The 22123-nt window shown below is 44.8% G+C and carries 32 protein-coding genes; 25 read left to right on the top strand and 7 right to left on the bottom strand.

Features of this window, described 5'->3' with window-relative positions; translation table 11 throughout:
- The first annotated feature begins 22 nt into the window (after window positions 1-22).
- From RH45_RS22075 to RH45_RS22060, 4 genes are read left to right on the top strand one after another with little or no spacing between them, the layout of a single operon-like run.
- The gene (locus RH45_RS22075; RefSeq protein WP_008081661.1) at window positions 23-838 is read left to right on the top strand and encodes a hypothetical protein; all 816 of its coding nucleotides are present in this window, start codon (window positions 23-25) and stop codon (window positions 836-838) included.
- 1 nt (window position 839) lies between these two features.
- The gene (locus RH45_RS22070; protein ID WP_039959078.1) at window positions 840-1382 is read left to right on the top strand and encodes a GNAT family N-acetyltransferase; all 543 of its coding nucleotides are present in this window, start codon (window positions 840-842) and stop codon (window positions 1380-1382) included.
- Between the two features lie 26 nt (window positions 1383-1408).
- Window positions 1409-1756, top strand: a complete 348-nt coding sequence (locus tag RH45_RS22065; protein ID WP_008081659.1) for a DUF2834 domain-containing protein — start codon at window positions 1409-1411, stop codon at window positions 1754-1756.
- A 19-nt stretch (window positions 1757-1775) separates the two neighbouring features.
- Entirely contained in the window at window positions 1776-2372 is a 597-nt protein-coding gene (locus tag RH45_RS22060) for a class I SAM-dependent methyltransferase (protein ID WP_039959091.1), read from the top strand.
- Between the two features lie 2 nt (window positions 2373-2374).
- Here RH45_RS22060 and RH45_RS22055 read toward each other — a convergent pair whose 3' ends face one another.
- Window positions 2375-2767: a DUF1801 domain-containing protein gene (locus RH45_RS22055; protein ID WP_008081653.1), complete on the bottom strand. Its 393-nt coding sequence runs from the start codon at window positions 2765-2767 to the stop codon at window positions 2375-2377.
- 14 nt (window positions 2768-2781) lie between these two features.
- A complete protein-coding gene (locus RH45_RS22050) occupies window positions 2782-3393 on the bottom strand; it encodes a LysE family translocator (RefSeq protein ID WP_039959075.1) in 612 nt (203 codons plus the stop codon).
- Window positions 3394-3538: 145 nt separating this feature from the next.
- Between RH45_RS22050 and RH45_RS22045 the strand changes: the two genes are divergently transcribed.
- The 6 genes from RH45_RS22045 (at window position 3539) to RH45_RS23795 (ending at window position 6242) form a co-directional block, all read left to right on the top strand.
- Window positions 3539-4027, top strand: coding sequence for a GNAT family N-acetyltransferase (locus RH45_RS22045; RefSeq protein ID WP_008081647.1), 489 nt, complete (start codon window positions 3539-3541; stop codon window positions 4025-4027).
- Between the two features lie 71 nt (window positions 4028-4098).
- Window positions 4099-4344: a Rho-binding antiterminator gene (locus RH45_RS22040; protein ID WP_008081645.1), complete on the top strand. Its 246-nt coding sequence runs from the start codon at window positions 4099-4101 to the stop codon at window positions 4342-4344.
- A 106-nt stretch (window positions 4345-4450) separates the two neighbouring features.
- Complete coding sequence (locus RH45_RS22035) at window positions 4451-4840, top strand: VOC family protein (RefSeq protein ID WP_008081644.1); 390 nt, start codon at window positions 4451-4453, stop codon at window positions 4838-4840.
- 54 nt (window positions 4841-4894) lie between these two features.
- Entirely contained in the window at window positions 4895-5731 is an 837-nt protein-coding gene (locus RH45_RS22030; RefSeq protein WP_039959072.1) for a DMT family transporter, read from the top strand.
- Between the two features lie 66 nt (window positions 5732-5797).
- Window positions 5798-6004 (top strand): hypothetical protein, encoded by a 207-nt coding sequence (locus RH45_RS23800; protein ID WP_241211674.1) that lies wholly within the window; start codon window positions 5798-5800, stop codon window positions 6002-6004.
- Window positions 5991-6242, top strand: a complete 252-nt coding sequence (locus RH45_RS23795) for a hypothetical protein (RefSeq protein WP_241211673.1) — start codon at window positions 5991-5993, stop codon at window positions 6240-6242. Before RH45_RS23800 ends, RH45_RS23795 begins: the two co-directional genes overlap by 14 nt.
- Here RH45_RS23795 and RH45_RS22020 read toward each other — a convergent pair.
- Together RH45_RS22020 and RH45_RS22015 are read right to left on the bottom strand one after the other, a co-directional pair.
- Window positions 6239-6688 carry a GNAT family N-acetyltransferase gene (locus tag RH45_RS22020; protein WP_008081640.1) on the bottom strand — a complete coding sequence of 150 codons (450 nt, stop codon included), beginning with the start codon at window positions 6686-6688 and terminating at the stop codon, window positions 6239-6241. The two genes, RH45_RS23795 and RH45_RS22020, sit on opposite strands and share 4 nt — an antisense overlap.
- Before the next feature lie 18 nt (window positions 6689-6706).
- Window positions 6707-6940 (bottom strand): DUF7661 family protein, encoded by a 234-nt coding sequence (locus tag RH45_RS22015; protein WP_008081638.1) that lies wholly within the window; start codon window positions 6938-6940, stop codon window positions 6707-6709.
- A 246-nt stretch (window positions 6941-7186) separates the two neighbouring features.
- On the opposite strand from RH45_RS22015, the gene RH45_RS22010 reads away from it, so the two are divergent.
- The 3 genes from RH45_RS22010 (at window position 7187) to RH45_RS22000 (ending at window position 8809) form a co-directional block, all read left to right on the top strand.
- Entirely contained in the window at window positions 7187-7633 is a 447-nt protein-coding gene (locus RH45_RS22010) for a GNAT family N-acetyltransferase (RefSeq protein ID WP_039959088.1), read from the top strand.
- Between the two features lie 91 nt (window positions 7634-7724).
- The gene (locus tag RH45_RS22005) at window positions 7725-8057 is read left to right on the top strand and encodes a zinc ribbon domain-containing protein YjdM (protein ID WP_008081635.1); all 333 of its coding nucleotides are present in this window, start codon (window positions 7725-7727) and stop codon (window positions 8055-8057) included.
- A 155-nt stretch (window positions 8058-8212) separates the two neighbouring features.
- Entirely contained in the window at window positions 8213-8809 is a 597-nt protein-coding gene (locus tag RH45_RS22000; RefSeq protein ID WP_050796273.1) for an HD domain-containing protein, read from the top strand.
- A gap of 38 nt (window positions 8810-8847) precedes the next feature.
- Here RH45_RS22000 and RH45_RS21995 read toward each other — a convergent pair whose 3' ends face one another.
- The gene (locus RH45_RS21995) at window positions 8848-9480 is read right to left on the bottom strand and encodes an NAD(P)H-binding protein (protein ID WP_008081631.1); all 633 of its coding nucleotides are present in this window, start codon (window positions 9478-9480) and stop codon (window positions 8848-8850) included.
- Between the two features lie 398 nt (window positions 9481-9878).
- On the opposite strand from RH45_RS21995, the gene RH45_RS21990 reads away from it, so the two are divergent.
- From RH45_RS21990 to RH45_RS21945, 10 genes are all read left to right on the top strand, one after another.
- Window positions 9879-11762, top strand: coding sequence for a methyl-accepting chemotaxis protein (locus RH45_RS21990; RefSeq protein ID WP_008081623.1), 1884 nt, complete (start codon window positions 9879-9881; stop codon window positions 11760-11762).
- 29 nt (window positions 11763-11791) lie between these two features.
- Window positions 11792-12163, top strand: coding sequence for a RidA family protein (locus RH45_RS21985; protein ID WP_008081621.1), 372 nt, complete (start codon window positions 11792-11794; stop codon window positions 12161-12163).
- Window positions 12156-12689 (top strand): DUF6817 domain-containing protein, encoded by a 534-nt coding sequence (locus RH45_RS21980; RefSeq protein WP_008081617.1) that lies wholly within the window; start codon window positions 12156-12158, stop codon window positions 12687-12689. Before RH45_RS21985 ends, RH45_RS21980 begins: the two co-directional genes overlap by 8 nt.
- A gap of 99 nt (window positions 12690-12788) precedes the next feature.
- Complete coding sequence (locus RH45_RS21975; RefSeq protein WP_008081616.1) at window positions 12789-13499, top strand: HAD family hydrolase; 711 nt, start codon at window positions 12789-12791, stop codon at window positions 13497-13499.
- A gap of 217 nt (window positions 13500-13716) precedes the next feature.
- Window positions 13717-14319, top strand: a complete 603-nt coding sequence (locus RH45_RS21970; protein ID WP_039959071.1) for a glutathione S-transferase family protein — start codon at window positions 13717-13719, stop codon at window positions 14317-14319.
- Between the two features lie 32 nt (window positions 14320-14351).
- Window positions 14352-14723 (top strand): TFIIB-type zinc ribbon-containing protein, encoded by a 372-nt coding sequence (locus RH45_RS21965; protein WP_008081612.1) that lies wholly within the window; start codon window positions 14352-14354, stop codon window positions 14721-14723.
- An 87-nt stretch (window positions 14724-14810) separates the two neighbouring features.
- Window positions 14811-15389, top strand: coding sequence for a nucleotidyltransferase family protein (locus RH45_RS21960; RefSeq protein WP_039959069.1), 579 nt, complete (start codon window positions 14811-14813; stop codon window positions 15387-15389).
- Between the two features lie 45 nt (window positions 15390-15434).
- On the top strand, window positions 15435-15839 hold the full coding sequence (locus RH45_RS21955; RefSeq protein ID WP_008081602.1) for an NUDIX hydrolase: 405 nt from the start codon (window positions 15435-15437) through the stop codon (window positions 15837-15839).
- Window positions 15840-15865: 26 nt separating this feature from the next.
- Window positions 15866-16213 (top strand): TIR domain-containing protein, encoded by a 348-nt coding sequence (locus RH45_RS21950; protein WP_008081600.1) that lies wholly within the window; start codon window positions 15866-15868, stop codon window positions 16211-16213.
- Between the two features lie 86 nt (window positions 16214-16299).
- A complete protein-coding gene (locus RH45_RS21945) occupies window positions 16300-17208 on the top strand; it encodes a helix-turn-helix transcriptional regulator (protein ID WP_241211672.1) in 909 nt (302 codons plus the stop codon).
- Window positions 17209-17220: 12 nt separating this feature from the next.
- On the opposite strand, the gene RH45_RS21940 is transcribed toward RH45_RS21945, so the two are convergent.
- Entirely contained in the window at window positions 17221-19215 is a 1995-nt protein-coding gene (locus RH45_RS21940; protein ID WP_008081598.1) for a putative bifunctional diguanylate cyclase/phosphodiesterase, read from the bottom strand.
- 231 nt (window positions 19216-19446) lie between these two features.
- Between RH45_RS21940 and RH45_RS21935 the strand changes: the two genes are divergently transcribed.
- Together RH45_RS21935 and RH45_RS21930 are read left to right on the top strand one after the other, a co-directional pair.
- Window positions 19447-20448, top strand: a complete 1002-nt coding sequence (locus RH45_RS21935; protein WP_008081596.1) for a PstS family phosphate ABC transporter substrate-binding protein — start codon at window positions 19447-19449, stop codon at window positions 20446-20448.
- Between the two features lie 256 nt (window positions 20449-20704).
- Window positions 20705-21052, top strand: coding sequence for a DUF805 domain-containing protein (locus tag RH45_RS21930; RefSeq protein ID WP_008081595.1), 348 nt, complete (start codon window positions 20705-20707; stop codon window positions 21050-21052).
- Window positions 21053-21186: 134 nt separating this feature from the next.
- Here the strand turns inward: RH45_RS21930 and RH45_RS21925 are convergent, their stop codons facing one another.
- Window positions 21187-21882, bottom strand: coding sequence for a pirin family protein (locus RH45_RS21925; protein ID WP_008081591.1), 696 nt, complete (start codon window positions 21880-21882; stop codon window positions 21187-21189).
- Window positions 21883-22123: the final 241 nt, after the last annotated feature.

The following is a 22123-nucleotide window of genomic DNA, read 5'->3' as shown; positions in this document are numbered from 1 at the left end:
AGCAGTACAATCAAATTCAATTATGCGGAACAAAATCAAATGGGTCGTGGCCAGCTTGATGGCTGCCGCGCTCATGTTTATCTATCGTCCAGACAGAACAGAGTTACAGTTAAACCAACTGGATCTGCCAGATTGCGCTCAACAGACCGTATTCACCACGAATGTTACCTTTTTCATTCAAGAGTCGGTTTCAAGTCCCGAATTGGAGGCTTTCCTCCGCCAGTCGATTGACTACGGGAATCAGGTTTTGACAAATTCTTGTATACCATTGCGTCGCCAAGTGGCTTCGTTTCAGACGGTCAATCTCGACCTTACCGGAACGGAGGATATTCATCAGGTGCACAGCCGACTAAAGGCGGCCACTAGAGATAGTGTGTTGCGTGAGCTGCAAATTAGCCTCAATGATTACTATGTTGTCGTATTGCCTAGCGATCATGGTGAATTTGCAACGGGTACCTCTGGCGTCGCAGCCTTTGGTATCAATGACAGTTATGTCATGTTGTCCGAATCGGCCAGTAAAGAAGTGCTCGAACATGAACTTGGTCACCTTGCCTGGGCACAACATAAAGATACTGTCCCTTTCCCTAGTTTGCAGGGGAACTTAAAGTTGGTGATCAATCGTAATTTACACCATAAGATCAAACGTTACGCTCGGGGCTACAAATGCGCCAATGCTGGTACCATAATGAGTTACGAAGATAAGATTCTGCCTATTTACTCTAGCCCAGAAATTTTCTACCGCGGCCATGCATGTGGTGATGAAGAGACAGCAGATAATCGTCGAGTACTCATTGAATATGCTCAAGAGCAACTCAGTCAATTAAAGAAGGGAATCTAGCGTGTTTAGGTTAGAAACAGCACGACTTGTGATACGAGATATGACGCTCGAAGACGAAGATGCCTTTGTGGCTATTTCTCAAAATTCAAAATATCAAAGGTTCTACGATGAGCAAGATTGTCATCCGGAGAAATACCGTGAATTGACGCGTCTGTTTATCGAGCAAGCCAAAGAACACCCAAGAACGTCATTTCAACTCGCGATTGAACACAAGGAAGATCAATGTTTTATTGGAACAGTATGTTTGCGTCTTGAAGGTGAGCAACAAGCATCAATAGGTTGTGGTATGTCTAGAGCGTACCAAGCTGATGGACTAATATTGGAGGCGGCGAGCGCTTTGGTGGAATATGGTTTTAACCATCTAGAGATACACCGAATCTATGCCGAAACCATTAGCCGCAATCGCCCCGCGATAAAGCTGTGCCGCTCGTTAGGCATGGTGCAAGAAGCGCACCTCAGGCACAACCGATATTTCAAAAACCAATGGTGGGATACGGTGGTGCTGGCGGTGTTAGCAGATGATTGGTTGGCACGAAAAATGTAAATTTAGATGCATAACAAGGAGCGTATATGCGCAAGCTATATTTGTTATTGACGATTCTAGGCATTGCTTTGCCTTATGGCGCGTTTCTACCATGGCTGTTTGAACATGGCTTAGCAATGGGGTTGTTGCTTGAGCAAGCTTTTGTTAATCCTATCAGCGCCGTTGCATGGTTAGATGTGTTTGTGGCAGGAGTGACCTTAATCGTGTTTATTGTTACCGACAGCCGAGCGAATCAGGTCTCAGGTTCACTGTTTGCTATTATTGGTACGCTAACGGTAGGGGTTTCATTTGGGCTTCCTCTCTATTTGTATCTTCGTCATCGTCAACTCTCCCCGCAGCAAACCGAGAACCATAGTCGTGACGCAACCATCTAACTCAATCAACAAGCTTCAAGTGGAAGAAAATCAAGCTATTTGGCGGGAGTACTATCAAAAAGCTATCTCTCGCTCCCATAGCAAGCGGACCGAGTTTGTGCATCAGTTGAGTAAGTCTAACGAAGGCGTAGCAATTGATTGCGGCTGTGGGACAGGATCGGACATCGATTACTTGTCGGCTGTAGGTTACAAAGTTTATGGTTTCGACCCTAACCCAGATGCCATAGAAATTTGTGTGCAACGTTTTGCCGAACGGCCTCAGGTGTCCATTCAACAAGCGCGTTTCGAGAATTTCCAGTACCCTCAAGCAAACATCGTTTTGGCTAACTCAAGCTTGTTTTTTGCGGACCCTGAGCAGTTCAATATAACCTGGCTACGCTTAACCGAATCTATTTTACCCGGAGGTGTGTTTGCAGGAGACTTTCTCGGCTCACGAGACACTTGGGCGACAAACTATCGTTCTCCAACCACATCTTTCGAGCGGGCGAGTGTCGAACAGCTATTTGAAGGTTTTGACATCATCCGATTTAATGAGAGGGATGAGCAAGCGCCTACCGCCCGCGGTTTCCTTAAACATTGGCATGTGTTTTCTGTTGTCGCGATCAAACGAAGCTAGTGTTATGCACCAAGTAACGGCAGGTGCTTAATCTGGTGGTAATTGAACGCAAGCCGAAGACAATGTTTTAGCTCAATCATGGGGATAGCTTGGCCTAAGGTGAAAACCATTGCGCGATTGCTCTCGAAATGAAAATTATCTCTGTACAGCTCGCGAAAAGTCTCTACTAGCTTAGTGTTGCAGTTGAAATAGAGGTAATAGCGATCTGGTGTTTTTTCTTTCCAATCGATTCGAATTGGACTGCCACCTTTGACGTGAAAACTGGGCTCACCCCACTTCAATGATTCCTCAACTTCGATTTTTTCCATAGACTCAGCAACACCTAAGATAATCTCGCGTAATGCGAGTAGGTGTGCTTTAGCTTCCTCAGGGACTTGGTTGTATCTGTCTAACATAGGCGGCTCTGTGTTTACGATAGCTGAGCAATGATTTCATTCATAACAGGGACCACTGACAGTACCAATAAACTAGCCATAGTAAGGTTAAAGTATTGTCTTCCTTTAGGGTTGTTTAGCCACTTTTTAAGCAAAGAACCAAAGGCTAGCCAGACACCGACGCAGGGGAATGAAACGATAAAGAAGGTAAGGGCGATCAGCAGATTTTGGCCGAAAAAATCGGCACCGACACTGGTAAACGCTGCAATAGCGCCTGTTGCGACAACCCAAGCTTTGGCATTGACCCATTGGAACAACGCACCTTTTAAGAAAGACAGTGGCTTAGATTGCTGGTTACTTGAGACTGAACCGGCCGAACGGGCAATAATGTAAGCAAGATAGAGTAGATAAGCAACACCCACACACTTGATGATAAAGTGCAGGCTAGGGAACAGCTCAAACAGTTGCGAGAAACCCACGCCAACAAGCAATAGCATGATAGAAAAGCCCACGCAGATTCCCGCCAGCAAAGGGAGACTTCTTCTCACTCCAAAATTGAGCCCAGATGTCATTACCATGATGTTGTTTGGCCCTGGCGTCACGGAAGAGGAAATCGCGAAAAGTATCACGGCAAATAAATAATCCATATAGCCTATCCCTGATTCGATGTCTTTCACTGAAGTGAGATATTGGGTTTGGTGAATTGTTAATCAAGTGTAAAATGGCGGCTTAATAAGAAATTAAATCTTTAGTTGATGCCAATCTTGTCGAAAGATAGCCGAGGAGCCCTCATTGATCATTTCCAACGTCACACACGAACATTGCTTAGACTTACTGCCTATCTTTATTGAGTTGGAAACCTATTACTTCAAACAGAATGCTGCGAGCGAGAAAGAGCTGATAGCCTATCTAGAAGATAAGGTTTTTTCGCCTTGGTCCGGAGTGAAGGTCGTCGCCGCTTATGAAAAGAGAGAAGTGGTTGGCTTTGCAACCTTTACGATAATGTATCCAGCGCCCAACCTGTCGGGTCAACTTTACATGAAAGATCTGTTTGTCTCTTCCCGTGCGAGAGGTAAGGGAGTGGGTATCAAACTGATGCAGCATCTTGCCAAGATTGCACTCAAGCAGGAGTGTAGCCGATTTGATTGGACGGCGGAGTCGACCAATCCGACTGCCGGCAATTTTTATCAATCTATTGGAGCCACATTGATCGAAGAAAAGCAGTACTATCGCTTTGAAGGGCAGCAATTGCGTTTGTTTGCTCAACATACTAGGAAGTAATGTGATCTCGGTTGTTCCGCATTTAGCGATTTTATTAGTGAGCTCGTGAAATTAGTAAGCAGGAGAGTGAAATGATCAGTTGCAGTGACTATGACTACATCGAAATCGTATGTATGTACCGATACCCAATCACGCTTTCGCTAGCTAATGGCGAGAGTGTTTCCGGCATCGCACTCGACACCACGCGAGATGAGCATAAGCGCGAGTGCATTAAGGTCGAACTGGCAGAGCAAACCCGGCTTGTCATCCTTGATGACATCAAGCGTTTGGATGTCGATATAGATAACCCACATTTTCAAACCAAGTCATTTGCGTGATAGCGAAGTTAGCGTAAAAAGGGAATAAGTACGATTGAAGACCATCTCTGTTTTGTTCCCTATTTGCTCTGTAGCCTGATCTGGCGAATTATTTGAGGAGCGCTAGATGAAAATTGAACATGTCGCTATTTGGACGCACCAAATTGAAGTACTGAAGAGTTTCTATACCAAGTACTTTGATGCGACCGCCAATGATAAATACCATAATGCCAGCAAAGGGTTTTGTTCGTACTTTCTCTCTTTTGAGTCGGGTTGTCGGTTGGAGCTGATGCAAATGCCCACGATTCCCGAATCGAAAGATGATCTTTATGACCAGTTTACAGGGCTGATTCATATCGCAATTGCACTGGGCTCTGAGCAATCAGTGAATGAGCTGACGGATCAACTCGTACGAGATGGTTATGAAAAGCTCGACGGTCCTAGGCATACTGGTGATGGTTACTATGAAAGTTGCATTTTGGACCCGGATGGAAATCGCTTAGAGCTTACAGTTTAAGCATGATTGGATGTGTCATAGGGAGGTGACGCTATTTTTACCGCAGTATGTTGGATGGTGGGCTGCTTATTCTCTTTCTGTTTAATGGCGATAGGGGCCAGAGAACTGAGCGGCAGCTTAGACACGTTCCAAGTCCTTTTTCTACGCAGTGTTTTTGGTTTGTTGGTGATCAGTAGCTTGATGATTGTTACTCGGCAAGCTCGAGCACGATTCACAACGCGCTTGCCGCTGCATTGTGTGCGGAACGTGTTTCACTTTGCAGGGCAGTATGGCTGGTTCTTGGGGATCAGCATATTGCCGTTAGCAGAGGTGTTTGCCTTGGAGTTTACGGTTCCACTGTGGACGGCTTTGATTGCTTGGCTGTTTTTAGGTGAGCGGTTGACAGCGAACAAACTGGTGGCGATCGTATTAGGCTTGTTTGGCGTAATGCTGATTGTTAAGCCCGGTACCCAGCTGTTCAGTTATGCTTCTTTTGTGGTGCTGGCGGCGGCAATATGTTACTCCGTATCTCATGCGTGTACTAAAGGGCTCGCGAGTAGCGAAAGTCCAATTACCATCCTGTTCTACATGTGTGTCGTTCAGCTGCCGATCGGTTTGGTGCTGGCGATACCGAACTGGGTGACACCTCAAGGCGAGCAGTGGTTGTGGCTCAGTGTGGTCAGTGTTACCGCCCTAACGGCTCATTACTGTATGACCAAAGCGATGCAGCACACTGAAGTGACGCATGTTGTTGTGATGGACTTTTTGCGTTTACCTATCATTGGGGCGGTAGGTGTTGCGCTCTACGGAGAGCCTTTACAACTGTCTTTACTGGTTGGGGCTGCAATTATGCTAACGGGGAATGTATGGCAACTAATGGCGAGAAACAATGAATCCATATCGAGAGATTAGGCTGGAAGTTGCCTCTAAAGCGCAACGAGGCTTAATCGAGAACCTATTTACCTATTAGTCTATGATATGTCGGAATACATGGCGTGGGATCCAGATGATACCGGTCGCTACAGTTTTAACTCAACAATGTTAGATGTTTACTGGCAACCAGGTGATCATACCCCTTACCTTGTTGTCGTCGATGGCAATATTGCTGGCTTCGCTTTAGTACGTAGATACCCAAATGCTCCCCATCTCTGGGATATGGGGAGCATTTGTATTGAGGAAATATAAAGGACAGGGCATAGGTAAGCGTGCGCTAGAGTTGGTAGTCAAAGCTCATCCCGGTCGGTGGCAGATTCGTGTACTGAAAGAAAACGTTGGCGCGCAACGGTTTTGGCAATCTGCAATTCGAGCCTCAGTCAATGAAGATTACCAGCAAAGCTTGGCTCTGGATGTGGATCTAGAGATGATGTTTCTTCATTTCGCATGCCAAGAACAACACTCAGAGAAAACAAAACCGTGCAGTTAAGCGAGATCAAACGCCATAACGTGGTGACCGGATTCGGTCTCGTAAGACAGGCTTTGCCATCCCGTGGACAAGTATAATTGAGGGACGTTGGTGTAGGCGTAGAGATGAGATTGCTGTGCTGTACTCACGAGGTCTACTGCGCGTTCGAGCAGGTGTTTTGCGACACCACATCTACGCCATTCGTCAATCACATAAAGTGCGTTTATCCAAATAACTTGCTTAGGTTGCTGTGGATCTTCATAGCGACAAAAGGCCAATGCGGCAATGAGTGTACCTGATTCTAAAACTACGAGAATTGGTGGTAGGTTTGCCCCTTCCACATCGCTTTGATCGAGTTCGAAACCAGGCCATTGGCGAGCAAATAAAGCTTCCGCTTGCTGAGCGAGAACGGAGCCTGTGTCGCATAGCAAGGTGCGAGTTGAATTGAGGCTGTCGATATTTGACATTGTGACCTGTTGATGTTGTTACTTGGTCGCCGAGGACTTAATTAAAACTACGCTTGGTTGAGATTCTGTGGCAAGTTCGTGGTAGATATCATCTAAGTAGGTCGCTAGTTGAGTCTCTTGTAAATCGCTCGGAATGACCACATCGTAAACCTTACGGCCAATACCAACATCGGGTTCACTGTACAGTACCCACTGTTGATCTTCTCTGCGTACAGACATTTTCTGACCGAAAACATTAAACAGGTATTTCATACTACATCTCCACCCTCGGCTCTTTATTTGAGCTTGTGATTGGTCATAAGTTGATGACTGATTAAACAATCTAGCAGCTGTTGCGTGGTGATCAACCAATATTTGTATATGCTTAGGTCAGAAAGCACGTCGGTACGCTTGTCTCTCAGTTGCGTGCGTGGCAACGTAAAACATGAGATGGAACAGCGGTATCGATATTCGCTACGCTGATCGTATAACGCTTGGTTGTATACAGGAGGAAGTATGCTGCATTATCAAGAAACCTACGCGAGCCTTGTGCCCTTAGATTTATTACTCGAAGCTGACCCGGATGAGGCGAATATAGAATCCTATTTGCGGGAGGCTTGGTGTTTTGCGGCAACGCAAGGGACCGAGATCATTGGGGCATGCATTGTCACCGCTCATAGCTCGACCTTAGCGGAGATCGTTAATATTGCGGTGTACCCACAGCATCAACAAAATGGAGTCGGTTCTAAACTGCTTAGTGTTACGTTAAATAAACTATCTGGTAAAGGAATTAAACGGGTCGAGCTAGGGACGGGGACGTTTGGTCATCAACTGGCGTTTTATCAAAGAGCAGGATTTCGCGTCGACAAAGTAGAAAAGAATTATTTTATCGACAACTATCCGCAACCGATTTTTGAGGAGGGCATTCAGCACAAAGATCGCTTGGTGTTAAGCCTAGAATTTTAGTCAAGCAGTACGCGAGTCACTGGTTACGCTCTTGGTAAAATCGCTGACTGCGACTACTATAGCCATTTGTTTTAACCAAAGAAGTAATATTATGTCTCTGCCTCCATGTCCAAACTGCCAATCTGAATACGTTTACCCAGACCAAAATCAACTCGTTTGCCCAGAATGTGCGCATGAATGGAACCCTAATGAAGTTGCTGAAGCAGCATTCGTTGCTAAAGACGCGAACGGTACTGCATTGGAAGAAGGGGACAAAGTGACGTTAGCGAAAGATCTCAAAGTAAAAGGCAGCTCTCTGGTACTTAAAATTGGTACCAAAGCAGTGGTTCGCCGAATCATTGAAGGGAAAGATCACGAGCTTGACTGTAAAGTGGATGGTGCTGGTGAAATGATGGTGACCGCCAAGTTTGTGAAGAAAGCCTAGTAAAGCAAGCTGCCATGGCTGTTTATAAATAAAAAAAACAATCGGTTGCATATCTTTGGCTAGCGAATAAGCTAACGCCCAAGTTATTGATTGTTTAGGAGAGACAATTGGAAGTTAACTGGGAAGCTCAGTTTATCGAGTTTGTGACGAAAGAGATGCAGCAAGATGCAGCGCACGATCTTCAGCATGTACTTCGTGTAGCGAAAACAGCGAAAGCGCTCGCACAAGAAGAGGCTGCGCAAATGCAAGTCGTGCTTCCAGCGGCCTATTTACACGATTGTGTATCACTACCTAAAAATCATCCAGAGCGGTCGTTAAGCTCACGTTATGCTGCGGACAAAGCGCTCGGTTTTCTACGTGAAATTGGTTATCCGTCAACATACTTTGATGGCATTCATCATGCTATTTTGACCCACAGTTTTAGCGCAGATATTCCACCGCAGACGTTAGAAGCGAAAATTGTCCAAGACGCCGATAGATTGGACGCACTGGGAGCCATCGGAGTTGCGCGTTGCATTCAGGTAAGTACTGCCTTAGGAACAGGTTTGTATTCTGCGGATGACCCTATTTGTCGACGAAGAGTTCCAAATGATAAGCAATTTGCCGTTGACCATTTCTACACCAAACTATTTAAGCTTAAAGACAAAATGCACACGCGATCTGCTATAAAACACGCTGAGCAGAGAGTGGCGTTTATGAAGAATTTCTTAGCTCAATTAGAGCGAGAAGTGAAATTAGAAACTGAGGATTAAAGGAGTGCCTAGCGTATAGTCTGGGCACCCCATGAGGTTTAGTAGTGCATAGATGGATCAACGCACTGATAAATTTGACCTATGCTGTCAGAGTCTTCAAGAAGGCAAGCACACAGGCGGGCAACTTCGCTGCGTGTGATTAGTCCATGAACTTCGGTATTTTGTGATAGTTCACCCTTACCGTTTGCTTGGCCGTCCTTTAGCCCACCAGGACGTACAATGGTAAAGTCTAGGGTACTGCTCATTAACCAAGCTTCAGCTAACGACTTCTCGCGCACGGCTGCGCCAAACCCTTTCTTAGAGCGTTCAGAAAGATACTGCCAAGAGTCTCCGCACCCTAACGAAGTGACCAACAGCATTCGGCGATGACCAAACTCCTCTAACGCGTTAACTAAGTAGCGATGGCCAATATAATCGACAGGCACATCCGCATTAAAGCTACCCATTGTGGAAATATGGATCGTATCAGCTGGCAGCTTGCTGATGGTTTCACGTACTTGAACCTCGTCCGTCGCATCGCAACTGAAATGGGTGAGATCCAGTTGGTTGATACGTGGGTTTCTATCTGGATTACGAGCGATCGCCAGTACTTGAAATTCGTGTTGATGAAAGTGCTCAACCATGGATGCTCCGAGGCCGCTTGCAGCCCCCCAAATTGCAATATTCTTCATTTAGGTGTCTCTACGTTGATGGTGAGAATAGTTTGCATTAACAATATTGGTGTTTCTAGGGGATAGATCAAAATTCTTTCACCTAGCGTGTGTTATCAGATACATCAAACACACTGATTTGATTATTTGAATAATTATCCGGGAATATATCTATATTATCTAAGGTGAATTATTTATTTCTTTTTTGATGGTTGTTATTTATAAAATGAGGGTTATTTTCTATTTATAGTGTTGCTTAAATATTTATTCAACACTATAAATTAGAGATTTAATAAACAGCTTGAGATTAAATAACTGTTAGATAAGTGTTCTCGATCACATTTAGCATATAACCCATGTGTATAATTCCACGGTTTATTTTATCCAACTTTAGAATTACTGTTTAGGTATGTTTCGCCATGTTTAGTAAATTAAGTTTAAAGCAACTGCTCACGTTAATCATAGGAGCGGTACTGTTCTTAACCGTTTGTAGTTTGTCCTTGATGAACTTTAAAATATTTCAAGACTTTAACTATGAAGAAGCGATTCTTTTTAGAGCTCAACAAGGTAAGTCTGTCTCTCTTCAAGTTGATAACTACATTGTTAGCGTTGAACAACAACTGAACATGATTAATGACAGTGTTCAGTACGAGCAAGGCAGAGTCGTCAATGAACAGTCTATCTTTAACATGCTTGCGAAGCTAAATAAGTCGGCACAAGGGACCGCGACTTACATCGTGTTTGAAGACGGAACCTCGCTAGAACACACGGGTGAGAAGTTTAGCGATATCGGTCTTACCAAACAGTGGTATGCGGGGCCTAAATCGGGCCTTCCATTTGTTTTAACCGAGCCTTCCGTGGATCAAGTGACGGGTAAGCTATTGTCTTCTTTGGTCGTTCCTCTAAAAGTGAATGGACAGTTTATTGGTGTCGTTGGGGTCGATATTTCGTCAGATGTATGGCAAAAAATCGTGAGAGAAAATGTTCCTGATGGCCAATTGTTTTTAACCGATAAAGAAAACAAAATTCTATTCTCGCCAGATGCGAAAGTGTTGGGCAAGAATATTTTCGACCACCGTCCTATGTACAAAAACTTTTCTGGTGATCACCTGCAATATAAAGTCAGTGATGGCAGAGAATTCGTGGCGACCAAAATGGGGCCAACTCAGTATGGTTTAAATGTATTTACCTACGAAAAATTGGATGTGATTCTAGCACCTAGTGAGAGCATGCTGCGTACCTCACTTATCGCAGCTGCGATTTTCATTGTTATTGGCTTAGGTATTGTTTACTCAATCATTATTAAAATGATCTACGTACCAATTGGTGGCGAGCCAAAAGAGATCCAATCGATTATCGAGCGTATTGCGAACGGGGATCTTACGGTTAATGCAGTGGCGAAAGGTGGCGATACCGGCATCTACGCGGCGACCGTGACTATGGTTGAAAAACTTAAAAGTGTTGTTGGTGGTATCAACAAACAAGCCATGGAAGTTGAGCACACCTCAAGCGAGTTGGTTTCTTTGGTTGAAGAAACTCGTCAAAGCTCGGATCAGCAGATCTTGCAGATGGAGATGACGGCCACCGCAATGAATGAGATGGTTTCGACCGTCGAAGAGATTTCTCGCAACGCTCAACAGGCGTCGACGTCAGCTCATGATGCTTATGGTCAGGCACAGAATGGCGCGGATATCACCAACAAGACATCGCTGGTAATGGATGCTCTGGGTCAGGATATTAACTCTGTATCAAAAACCATTGATGAGCTGCGTGTTGAGACGGTCAATGTTGGAGATGTGCTCGGTGTGATACGTGATGTTGCCGATCAAACTAACTTGTTGGCGCTCAATGCAGCGATTGAAGCAGCGCGAGCAGGTGAACAAGGTCGTGGTTTTGCGGTGGTTGCTGACGAAGTCCGATCGCTCGCGAGCCGCACTCAAAGCAGTATCGAAGAGATCAATGCGACGATCGCTAAGTTGCAAAAAGTGGCGTCGTCGGCGGTAGAGTCGATGGAACAGAGCCAGTCGAATACACAAGAAGCGATTTCAATGGCAACAGAAGCACGCGAGTCTTTGAATTCTATCTTAGGCGCCGTACGCGAGATTCAAGACATGAACACACAAATCGCCACTGCGGCCGAAGAGCAAAACTCGGTTGCGCAGGAGATCAATCAGTCTGTTATTGAAGTCAATGGTTTGGCGAAAGCGACCAATGAAAATGCTGAAAGTACGGAAGTGTCGACTCAGAAACTGTCAGGCGTTGTAGAAAGTTTGTCTGAGATAACAAGTAAATTTAAACTCTAGCCTTTGATAGCAATTCATAAAGGTAAAGGATGATTGAAAGAAAGCAGGGAGCGTATCAAGGTCGGAACAAATCTTCGGCATACAAAGACTTGGTGTGGACGGTGGCAACATCGTCCGACACCCGCTTAGATCTAGAGGGACAAACGACGCTAACCTTAAAGACCATTGATGAAAACTTGCATGAATTGGGCTCAGATAAGACACGAATTGTCAGCGCTCAAGTCTATATCGCCAATATGGCTGACAAAGCGATCATGGACAAAGTCTGGTGTGAATGGCTGGGGCCAAATCCTCAAGACTGGCCACAACGTGCTTGTCTTGGTGTCGCTCTGGAAGGCGAAGTGCTGATAGAAGTCACTGTCACTGCAGTCAGAAGCATGCAAGGAGAATCGCATGGATAAGTTTGCCGCGTTAAAAGCGTTAGGAGCTGGTGATTTTCAACACCTTAATGGGTCGTTAGAAGCACATTTGCAAGGCACGCAAGCGTTACTTAATCGTTGGGGGGCAGATGAGGTGCTGCAAGTTGCGGGCTTGTTTCATGCGGCTTATGGTACTGCGGGGTTCGACGACAACATGGTGTCGTTGGCGCAGCGAGACAAAATTGCCAGCATCATTGGCCCACAGGCTGAGGCGTTAGTTTATTTGTATTGCTCCTGTGACCGCGATTTTGTCTTCCCACAGTTTGGCCTTGGTAAGCCGATTCAGTTTAAAGACCGTTTTGTCGAACGTGAGTTCGAGTTATCAGCAGAACTAACCGTAGCTTTTTGCGAGCTTACGGTAGCCAACGAGCTAGAGTTGGTTTTGGCAAGCGATGTGTTCAAACAGCAATATGGAGAAGAGCTTAAGCAATTGTTCGACGACATGCGCGAGCATTTGAGCCCGCAAGCTAAACAAGCGTATTCAGACGCATTATGTGACTTAGCTTAAGGAATGGTAGCGGAGTAGAGTTTGCACATACGCCATTCAATGCGAAGAGAGGGCCTGTGAGTTAGTATCGGGCTGATGTTAATGATAGGAAAACGTACTATGAAGCTCGATGCCATCTTGTGGGATTACGATGGAACCTTGGTGAATTCTGTTCCGAAGAACATTGCAATCACCAAAGACATTCTCGCTCGCGTTGCCCCACGCTTAACCGGCGATAACCTTCCACGCTATCTGACTAGCGAGTCTTTGTATCATCAAGCTAATCATGCTGCTAAGAACTGGCAGCAACTCTATTTAGATTATTACGGCTTGTCTGAACAAGAGATGCTAGAGGCTGGCAGTTTATGGTCTGAGTATCAAGAGAAGAACGACACTCGCGTTTCTTTGTTTAACGGCATGGAAGAGGTGATCCATGAATTCTCTCATCTCCCCCATGGCATCTGCTCACAAAACTCTCAACAAAATATCCGCCGCGTATTACAGCAACACAATGTCGACACTCTGTTCAAGTCAGTTGTCGGTTATGATGACATCTCCAGCGAACAACAAAAACCCAATCCAGATGGGGGCTTATACTGTCTAGAGCGGATTTTTGGTGAGCACATACCCAACACACTGATATATGTCGGTGACCATCAAGCCGACACCGAGTTTGCGAAAAACATTGAACGCGCTTTGCCTGAGCATTGTCAGGTAATATCCATTGCCGCAGCATACAGCCATTCCCAACCTGAAACTTGGTCGATACAGCCCGATCATATTGCTTACCAAGTTGAAGAATTGATCTCACTCATTCGCCAATATACTTAGACTTTGAATGCGATTTATAGGTAGTTAGGATTTGCGACTCTTGGCGTACTTCTTATGCTTACCTTGTATCCATTGGTTGATCAAAGTTTTCAGCATTATCCATTCCCGTCGACGATTTTTCGAGTATTATCAGAGTAATAGTAATTTATAAAACAGTGACTGGCGGAGTTTACTTGCTCCGATGCAAACGAAAAGAGTAGTACTTGAAGTGAGCAAAATGGATATTTGTTTATATGCTGCGAATGGGTCGAACAGCTCACACCGTGTAGAGTGGGTACTTAACTATAAGAAGGTTGCATACCGACGTGTTGAAGTGACGTCGGAGCAGCTCGTTAGTAGCTATAGACAAATCAATGCATTTGGCTACGTGCCTACACTTGAAGTGGCAGGTGAGCATTTTTCAGAGTCAATGGCCATTGCCGAGTATTTGGAGGAGCGTTTTCCTCAGCCATGCTTACTGGGTCACTCATTGATCGAAAGAACGCACATTCGCCGCATTTGTGAGTACGTTAATGCCAGTATTCATACGCCACAGAACCGAACGGTATTAAAGTATCTGCGACCAGAACTCAGTGAAGCTGACAAGCGTAATCTGCGGGCTGAATGGATCAGTCTGGGCCTTGAGACCCTCAAGCCCTTGCTGTGCAGCGAATCCTACTTCGCCGTCGGCAAACAGTTCAGTCTTGCCGACATATTTGTCGCGTCGATATTCAAGAAATCCCTCCAACATGGTGCGCAAGGTGATGAATTTTACCATGCCCACTTGCAACAACTTAGGTCGCAGCCAGAGATTCGGCTGTGTGAACCGCAAACAATGTAAAACGTCAGTGATTAATAGCTAAGGAACACACAATGAAATGTCCAAAATGCAGTTCTAATTTTGAACAGCTTCAAACCCCACTGGGTGATGTCGAACGATGCACAGAGTGCAAAGGATTATGGATTGATGCCTACGAAGTAGAAGCAATGAAGCCTCTCGCGGATGTGATTGATGATGGTGACGAAGTGGTCGGTCAGGCGTTTAACGCCATCGATCGTATCGACTGTCCTATTTGCCCGAATAATCAATTGCTTCGATTGGTTGACCCTAAACAGCCGCACATCTGGTTTGAGAGCTGCCCAACCTGTAAAGGACGCTTCTATGATGCCGGAGAGTTCAAAGATCTGGCAAAGTTAGACCTGTCTGATTTCTTTAAAAAGTTTGGTTTACAAGAACGTTTGTAATCCAATTATTTGGGAGGAGACGCTTGCTGTGAACAAGAAAAACCTCCCTAATCAATGCTTCATACTTGTTATTGGTCAGATCAACCCATGCGCGTTAATCAAGTTACCGTCTATGAAAAACAACTGCTCCAGCTCATAGAGTCAGTACCGGAACTGATCGAGACGGCGCGTGTTGCCGCTGTTTTGGGGATATCCAATTACTACCTTGCTGGTGGAGCGATTACGCAAGTAATTTGGAATCATATTGATGGCCAACCTTTGTTGAGTCGCGTTAAAGACTTCGACTTGGTCTATTTTGATCAGACACAAGCTGTGGAGCAGTCTGAATACGAGCAGCAGCTTGTCGAGCGTGTTAGCCATAACATTCCAGTCGATGTGAAGAATCAAGCGACAATACATCAGGTTTACGCCAAAAAACTCGGTTTTAAAATCACGCCTTACACTCGAGTAGAGCAGGGAATCGATTCTTGGTTATCGGCCTTTGCGATTGGTTTTCGATTAGATGAATTCAATCGGGTTCGCCTTTACGCCCCTTATGGGTTAGAAGACGCGTTTTATATGCGGATCAAGCCCAATAAGCTGGCAATGTCTAAGCGCAGTTACCAAAGCATGACCGAGAGCTACCGAGCACGCTGGCCAAATGTACAAGTGATGGAGTGGGATTGAATTGAATGTACCTGTCTACATTTACAAAACAGGATGAGGAAGGTAATGCAAATTCATGATTGCGTGTCTTTTATTCTATTAAAAGATCAATGTGTCTTATTAGAGCAACGTAGCGAGAGCAAAAGAACGGATCCAGGAAAAGTAACCATTCCAGGTGGTCACATTGAAGGGAAAGAGCAGCAAGAGCAAGCATTGTTGAGAGAGCTTAAAGAAGAGTTGGATATCGAGCCAAGCGATTATCGCTTCCTTTGCACGCTTTACCACCCAAGTGAAGAGTTACAAAGGATTCATTATTACGTTATTACCCGTTGGGAAGGTGAGATGCGTGTTCAAGAGGCGCAATCTGTGGCATGGCACCATTTCGATAATGCTCCTGTAGACCTAGATGCCGATAGAGTAGCGTTGTCGGAGCTAAGTCGATTGTCCGGTACTTTAGGTTTAAGCGTTTGATAGTCCGTCAAGGAGAAAGGAAACAAATGAATAGTGTTGTGTATATTGCGGGTAGTTTTAAGCATCTCGACAAAATGGAGGCGGTTAAAGCGCAATTGATGGCGGCGGGAATCGAAACCCTAATCTCAGCGCCGGATCAGTCGCAAGGTATCGAAGGTTGTTTAGCGAGAATTTGCCAAGCGGATGTTATTTACATTTTGAACTTTGGCGGTTACGTGGGCAAAAGCGTTGCAATGGACATTGGTTATGCTTTGGGCAAAGAGAAAACCGTCTATGCCCTTGAAGCCATCGATGACCCCGATATCACACACTTGATCGATGGTACATTAAATCCGCAGCAACTTATCTCTATGCTTGGTGAGTCGCAGTTGTAACCAAGGCACTTTGCTTGTTAAAAGGTTGACGAGTCCAACAAAATTCGGCTAGTTTCAAAGCGTAATGAATATGTTAATTAGGCAGAATGATGAAGTCTAAGCTGAAATTTTTCCATCACGATTCTCAAACATTATCCGACTGTGGTCAGGTTCTTGATATTGAATTTTCCAATCACAGCTTAGATTGGCCGGGCATATTGGTGGAAAAGGGGACGTCGCCTCAGTTTTATCCAAACAACGTTTACACGCCATATTTTTACTTCGCGTTGGCACTGGAAAAAGATCTCAATTGGAGCGTAGAGAAAGACGGTTCATTTGCTGATTTGAAAACTAGCCCAGGCAATATTTGGATCAATCCGCCAAACACGCCGTTTACGCATGATATTTCAGAGCCGTGTTACTTCGTCATCTTAGCCATTGAACAACAAGAATTTCTTAGCCATTGCCCACTTAGCTTGGATGGCATTGAACTTCAGTTTTTGAACAACTACAACGTCGTTGATGAGACGATTAAAGGCATCATTGAACTCTTCATGTTAGAGGCCAAAGCTAAGGGACGTAACGGGAAAATCTATCTCAATAACCTAGTTTCATTGCTTGCGACGCACTATATACAAAACTACTCAAACTATTTCGATCTTAAGAACAATCAGCAGGCATCGTCCAAGTTTGATCATCGCCAAGTAGAGAAAATTGACCGCTACATAACAGAGAATATCGGTAACAGTATCGCGGTTGATGATCTGGCCGATTTGCTTGGCTGCAGTAAATTCTATTTCCTACGCGAGTTTAAGAAGTTGATGGGCGTTACGCCGTACCAATATTTGATGAGTCAACGTTTGGAGCAAGCGCGGATTGCCTTGTCTTCTGGTGCGGTTAATATTGCGCTAACAGCGCATGAACTTGGATTTAATGATCAGTCTCATTTCACCCGAGCCTTTAAAAGCCACTTTGGCATGACACCAGGCCAGTTTATTAAGCAGCAAGAGAGCTAGCGGAAATCAGCGTTAGTTTAGGCGGCCTAAAGAGACCACATTGCTATTGAGTTGGTTAAACAGGGCGTTGACCAACTCGTTAGCTGGTTGAGGCTTGGTGAGATAAAAGCCTTGTCCGGTGGTGCAGCCCATTTCAAACAGATCTTGTTGTTGCTGGGCGGTCTCTACACCCTCTGCCACAACGGTGACACCCAACTCGTTGCCCAACTGCACGATATTTTTCAATAGAACTAACGAAGTGTTGTTGGTTGTATAATCCACCACAAAACTGCGATCGATTTTTAGTGTTTGGAAGTCGAAATCTTTAAGATAAGAGAGTGAAGAAAACCCAGTTCCAAAGTCATCCAAAGCGACACGAACGCCAATCTCTTTAAGTTCTGCGAAGAGCACCTGCGCATACTCTATATTTTCGACCATGACGGTCTCGGTGATTTCAATTTCTATTTTTTGGGTTGGGACACCTGACCTGAGAATGATTGCCTTGAGTTGGTCAAAAAAGTCGGGGTGTTTTAGGCTTCTCGCCGAAATGTTAATTCCCAAAATACCCAGATCTATTCCACGCGACAACCAGTCATGGTGCTGATTTAACGCCTTTTCGGTCACTAAAAGATCGAGCAAGCGAATTTGGCCCGTAGATTCGGCAATAGGCACAAAATCGTTCGGATAAAGCAGACCTTTGATTGGGTGCTGCCATCGAACCAGTGCTTCCACTCCTTCCACTTGTTCTGTTTTTAGATGCCATTTTGGGAGGTAGTGCAGTTCAAATTGATCGCCGTTTATCGCTTCATCCAGAGCGCGTTCCATCTCTTTTTGCGACATGGCGATGCGATTTAGCTCTTTCGAGTAGAACTGGAAATTATTCTTGCCGCTTGATTTGGCGTGGTACATCGCATTATCGGCAAAGCGAATCAAGGTGTCTTGTGTCGCGCTGTCTTCTGGGTAAATTGAAACGCCAATGCTGGCTGAAATCAAAACGCTTTGGTTACCGATTTGAAATGGGCGCGACAAGGCATTAATGAGTTTAGTGGCAATCCTGTTGGCGACATTGATGGCAACGGAGACATCCTGTATGTGATCTAACACGACCACAAACTCATCGCCGCTAAATCTTGCTGATAAGTCAGTGACGCGAATCGATTGTTTGATCCGTTTAGAGACTTGTTTTAGGAGTTGATCGCCTACTTCGTGGCCGTGCATATCGTTGACGTCTTTAAAATGGTCTAAGTCGATAAACAGCAGCGCAAATGACTTTCCTGAACGCTCTGCATTGAGAATAGACTGATTAAGGCGATCAAGAAACAATGAGCGATTAGGCAGCCCAGTGAGAGGATCAAAATAGGCCCGGTTGTGCAACTGGGTATTTTTCTCTTCAATCGCGCTCTTGGCTTCTGTGAGTGATTTCAGCAGAGAGTCTCGACTTTTCTCGTGCTTGTGCTGGATACGAATCGAGGAGACGGCGATCACGATCACCGCCAGAATGAGAGTAATGCTGGTACGTGTATAACTGTCGATACCTGACTCATAGCTTGCTTTGATAAATCTTTGAATATCATCGGCTTTACTTGCAAACTCAAGAAACTGCTCATCTCGGCGAACCGAATTAAAAGTGTTGCTGCGGTCTGATTGCAAGTGCTGATAGGTGTCTTCTGCGCGCATCCGAAACTCAGCGAGCGTTTCACGAAGCGTGACCAGTCTTTTTCTTAACTCTGGATCATCCACGGGTTGGTAATTACCCATAATGCTTTCACCGCCTTCCAGTAGCGCCACAATGTGCCAATCGGCGATTTCTAAGTAGTACCAGACTTCTTGAATCGATTGGGCGGTGTCACCTGACATGATTTCATCAAACCAAAGGTAGGCGAGGGTTCCATTTACTTTTATCTCAGCGGCCGCTTCTGCCAGCGGAGATTTCTTGATCAGCAGGTGTGTTGATTGAGTCACCAGTGCAGTCGTAAATGCGATGACAAGTAAAGCCAGAATAGAAGTGAATAGGAACTTACGTTTCATGAAAGCGATAGGTAATCTGTAATGATCGAACAAATGGATGTTAAGCGGTCAGGGTATTCGCTGAATGTTTCAATTCGATTAAAACGTAACGCTATCGAGCGGTTATAAATGGATTAGATGAATATTTAGTGAAGATTGAGTGAATCGCTATCTCATTGATTGAGCTTATCGATAAAGCGCCGTATATTTTGCGCTTTGGATAGCCGCTCTGTCACTGAAATGACCTACTCAATGCTGAAAAACGCCAGACTTTCTTGGATAACTTGTTGCGCGATTGCTTTATCGGCAACCACAAGTGACGTCCATGCAAAAGACCTGATTAAAATTGAAGGGTCGAGTACGGTGTATCCGATCACTTATCAACTGGCGAAGCGCTATATGCTCTCAGAAGGGACAGGCACGCAAGTCGCTGTTGGTATTTCAGGAACGGGGGGCGGCTTTCGTAAGTTTTGTCGTGGCCGAACTGATATCTCCAACGCGTCACGGCCGATCAAACAGAAAGAGCGGCAACTGTGCCAAGCAAATGGCATTGAATTCATTGAGCTGCCTGTTGCTATGGATGCGATTACCGTGGTGGTAAACAGTGAAAACACTTGGCTGGAGTCACTCTCGCTACGACAGTTGAATCAAATTTGGCAAAGAGAGGCTGAGGCGTCGCTGACGTCATGGTCGCAGTTTGATGCTAAGTTTCCAAACAACCCATTGCAGCTTCATGGTCCGGGCCCTGATTCTGGTACTTATGACTACTTTACTGAAGTCACGCTCGCTGGTGAGCCGAGTCGACAGGATTACATTGCTAATGAGGACGATTCGGCGATGGTTGCCGAAGTTGCCGCTGACCCAAATGCTATGGCATTCCTCGGTTTTGCCTATTACTTGCAGAATCAAGATAAACTCAAGGCAATCGCGATTTCTGAGTTTGGCGGTCCGCCAATGCTACCCAACGTTGAAAACGTGATGGAAGGGGGCTACAGCGCGCTTTCTCGCCCATTGTTTATCTATGTAAACAAAGCGTCGCTGGAGAAACGTGGCTCCGTTAAACGGTTTTTGGAGATGTACTTTCAACCAGAAAACATTGACCAGACAGTTGCTCTGTCGGGTTATATCCCCCTCTCGGCGCAGATGTACGATGTTGCGCGACAGGTATTGCAACTAAAGAAAACCGGTTCCGTTTTTACTAGCTCCGACATGAGCAATAACTTCGAAAGATTCATGCAACAACGCTTAAACTAGACCCAACGCCAGTTCATCGGAATGTGTAGTCGCTATATTATCGACGGCGCGCGTATTGTTTTTATATAATCAAATACAGCAATTATTTAGTCTTGTATTGATAAAAGTTATTAGACTAGTGTTGCTATAACTTCCATTCGCTGGTTAAATTGTTCGCCCATTTAAAATGGATATTTAATAGCTCGTGCAACTCTTTCAGTTGTACGTACGAATTATTCGTTGTGCTAGGTAATAATATAAAATAAGAGGAATTAAAATGGAGTGGTACCTTGCTGTACTTAAGAAGTATGCAGTATTTAGTGGTCGTGCAAGACGTAAAGAATACTGGATGTTTTTCTTAATCAGTACAATTATTTCGTTCGCGCTACTATTTGTTGATGGCTTACTAGGAACAGCATTTATTAGCCCGATTTACAGTTTAGCGGTATTTCTGCCAAGTTTAGCTGTTTTAGTTCGTCGTTTGCACGATATCGGACGCACAGGCTGGTGGGTTTTGATTGGTATCATCCCATTGATTGGCATGATCGTTTTGATTTACTTCGCAGTATGCGACAGTAAAGAAGGTGAAAACGAGTACGGTCCAAATGTAAAATACGCCGCATAATTGATACTAAGGGTAGCTAAGCTACCCTTTTTTATACCTGTAATAAGAGAATCGAACTTGAAGTGTGTTCTTAATATTACCAAATTCTAATTTAATGCTAATAAGTGCGTTGTCAATAACGCTCTACTAAATAATTACGGAAGCTCAAAGACCAGACTTGTTGAAATAGCATTGGTTGGGTTATGAAATTTAATTTTCGTAACGGCTTCAATTTTAGCCCCGTCCCCCGGTTGTATCTGTATGCCATCAATTTGAGCCGTATTTTTCACTTGCTGCACGTACAGCTTTCTTTCTGTCGGAATATTAAGTTCGATACTTTGATTAGGCTCTAAGATCAATTGATGCAAGGTCGCATCTTGTTTAATGTGCAGTGTTCCGTTCTCCCCGCTGGGAGTGGCAATTGTGGTTAAACCTGGTTGATGACCAAAATCTTTTTGTTGATATCCCGGCTGTTGGCCGAAGGTATTAGGTTGAATCCAAATTTGTAGGAAGCGCAGATTCTCGCTGTCTGAGCCATTGTACTCACTGTGATAAATCCCTTTGCCAGCAGACATCAGTTGGAACTCTCCGGCTGGTAACGTTTGTACGTTACCTTCGCTGTCTTTGTGCTCGATGGTTCCTTCTAGTACATAACTGATAATTTCCATATCGCGATGACCATGAGTGTCAAAGCCAGCTCCAGGTTGAACAATGTCATCGTTGATGACCCGCAAAGCAGAGAAGCCCATGTGTTGGGCATCATAGTAATTCCCAAACGAGAAAGTGTGCTTACTGTCTAGCCAACCGAAATTTGCTCGACCGCGGTCTTCTGAGTGTCTTAGTGTGATCATAATCTCTTCTCCTTTAGGACAACTGAAAATGCCAATGATACGGCAAGGCTTTGGAGCTAACCGGCTTGAGTGGTCTCCAGTTTATGTTTGTCTGCCATAGGTGAACATTGGGGGAGTTTGAACGGCTAATTCAAATAATTCGAATGGTGGCTGACTTTACGTTTGCGGAGAGGAAATGGATTGATTATTCAATGAACAACTAATTTAGTGGATCGTATAAAAAGAGAGACGTTTTAGCGAT

The sequence above is a fragment of the Vibrio sinaloensis DSM 21326 genome, from assembly GCF_000189275.1.
Lineage (GTDB): Bacteria > Pseudomonadota > Gammaproteobacteria > Enterobacterales > Vibrionaceae > Vibrio > Vibrio sinaloensis.
The sequence above is the reverse complement of the archived record's forward strand: the minus strand, read 5'-3'. Positions and strand labels throughout refer to the sequence as shown.

Coding starts and splice junctions, on each gene's coding strand:
- RH45_RS22075 (WP_008081661.1), top strand. CDS start 23: ATGCGGAACAAAATCAAATGGGTCGTGGCCAGCTTGATGGCTGCCGCG.
- RH45_RS22065 (WP_008081659.1), top strand. CDS start 1,409: ATGCGCAAGCTATATTTGTTATTGACGATTCTAGGCATTGCTTTGCCT.
- RH45_RS22055 (WP_008081653.1), bottom strand. CDS start 2,767: ATGTTAGACAGATACAACCAAGTCCCTGAGGAAGCTAAAGCACACCTA.
- RH45_RS22050 (WP_039959075.1), bottom strand. CDS start 3,393: ATGGATTATTTATTTGCCGTGATACTTTTCGCGATTTCCTCTTCCGTG.
- RH45_RS22040 (WP_008081645.1), top strand. CDS start 4,099: ATGATCAGTTGCAGTGACTATGACTACATCGAAATCGTATGTATGTAC.
- RH45_RS22035 (WP_008081644.1), top strand. CDS start 4,451: ATGAAAATTGAACATGTCGCTATTTGGACGCACCAAATTGAAGTACTG.
- RH45_RS22030 (WP_039959072.1), top strand. CDS start 4,895: ATGGTGGGCTGCTTATTCTCTTTCTGTTTAATGGCGATAGGGGCCAGA.
- RH45_RS23800 (WP_241211674.1), top strand. CDS start 5,798: ATGTCGGAATACATGGCGTGGGATCCAGATGATACCGGTCGCTACAGT.
- RH45_RS22020 (WP_008081640.1), bottom strand. CDS start 6,688: ATGTCAAATATCGACAGCCTCAATTCAACTCGCACCTTGCTATGCGAC.
- RH45_RS22015 (WP_008081638.1), bottom strand. CDS start 6,940: ATGAAATACCTGTTTAATGTTTTCGGTCAGAAAATGTCTGTACGCAGA.
- RH45_RS22005 (WP_008081635.1), top strand. CDS start 7,725: ATGTCTCTGCCTCCATGTCCAAACTGCCAATCTGAATACGTTTACCCA.
- RH45_RS22000 (WP_050796273.1), top strand. CDS start 8,213: ATGCAGCAAGATGCAGCGCACGATCTTCAGCATGTACTTCGTGTAGCG.
- RH45_RS21995 (WP_008081631.1), bottom strand. CDS start 9,480: ATGAAGAATATTGCAATTTGGGGGGCTGCAAGCGGCCTCGGAGCATCC.
- RH45_RS21990 (WP_008081623.1), top strand. CDS start 9,879: ATGTTTAGTAAATTAAGTTTAAAGCAACTGCTCACGTTAATCATAGGA.
- RH45_RS21985 (WP_008081621.1), top strand. CDS start 11,792: ATGATTGAAAGAAAGCAGGGAGCGTATCAAGGTCGGAACAAATCTTCG.
- RH45_RS21980 (WP_008081617.1), top strand. CDS start 12,156: ATGGATAAGTTTGCCGCGTTAAAAGCGTTAGGAGCTGGTGATTTTCAA.
- RH45_RS21975 (WP_008081616.1), top strand. CDS start 12,789: ATGAAGCTCGATGCCATCTTGTGGGATTACGATGGAACCTTGGTGAAT.
- RH45_RS21970 (WP_039959071.1), top strand. CDS start 13,717: ATGGATATTTGTTTATATGCTGCGAATGGGTCGAACAGCTCACACCGT.
- RH45_RS21965 (WP_008081612.1), top strand. CDS start 14,352: ATGAAATGTCCAAAATGCAGTTCTAATTTTGAACAGCTTCAAACCCCA.
- RH45_RS21960 (WP_039959069.1), top strand. CDS start 14,811: ATGCGCGTTAATCAAGTTACCGTCTATGAAAAACAACTGCTCCAGCTC.
- RH45_RS21955 (WP_008081602.1), top strand. CDS start 15,435: ATGCAAATTCATGATTGCGTGTCTTTTATTCTATTAAAAGATCAATGT.
- RH45_RS21950 (WP_008081600.1), top strand. CDS start 15,866: ATGAATAGTGTTGTGTATATTGCGGGTAGTTTTAAGCATCTCGACAAA.
- RH45_RS21945 (WP_241211672.1), top strand. CDS start 16,300: ATGATGAAGTCTAAGCTGAAATTTTTCCATCACGATTCTCAAACATTA.
- RH45_RS21940 (WP_008081598.1), bottom strand. CDS start 19,215: ATGAAACGTAAGTTCCTATTCACTTCTATTCTGGCTTTACTTGTCATC.
- RH45_RS21935 (WP_008081596.1), top strand. CDS start 19,447: ATGCTGAAAAACGCCAGACTTTCTTGGATAACTTGTTGCGCGATTGCT.
- RH45_RS21930 (WP_008081595.1), top strand. CDS start 20,705: ATGGAGTGGTACCTTGCTGTACTTAAGAAGTATGCAGTATTTAGTGGT.
- RH45_RS21925 (WP_008081591.1), bottom strand. CDS start 21,882: ATGATCACACTAAGACACTCAGAAGACCGCGGTCGAGCAAATTTCGGT.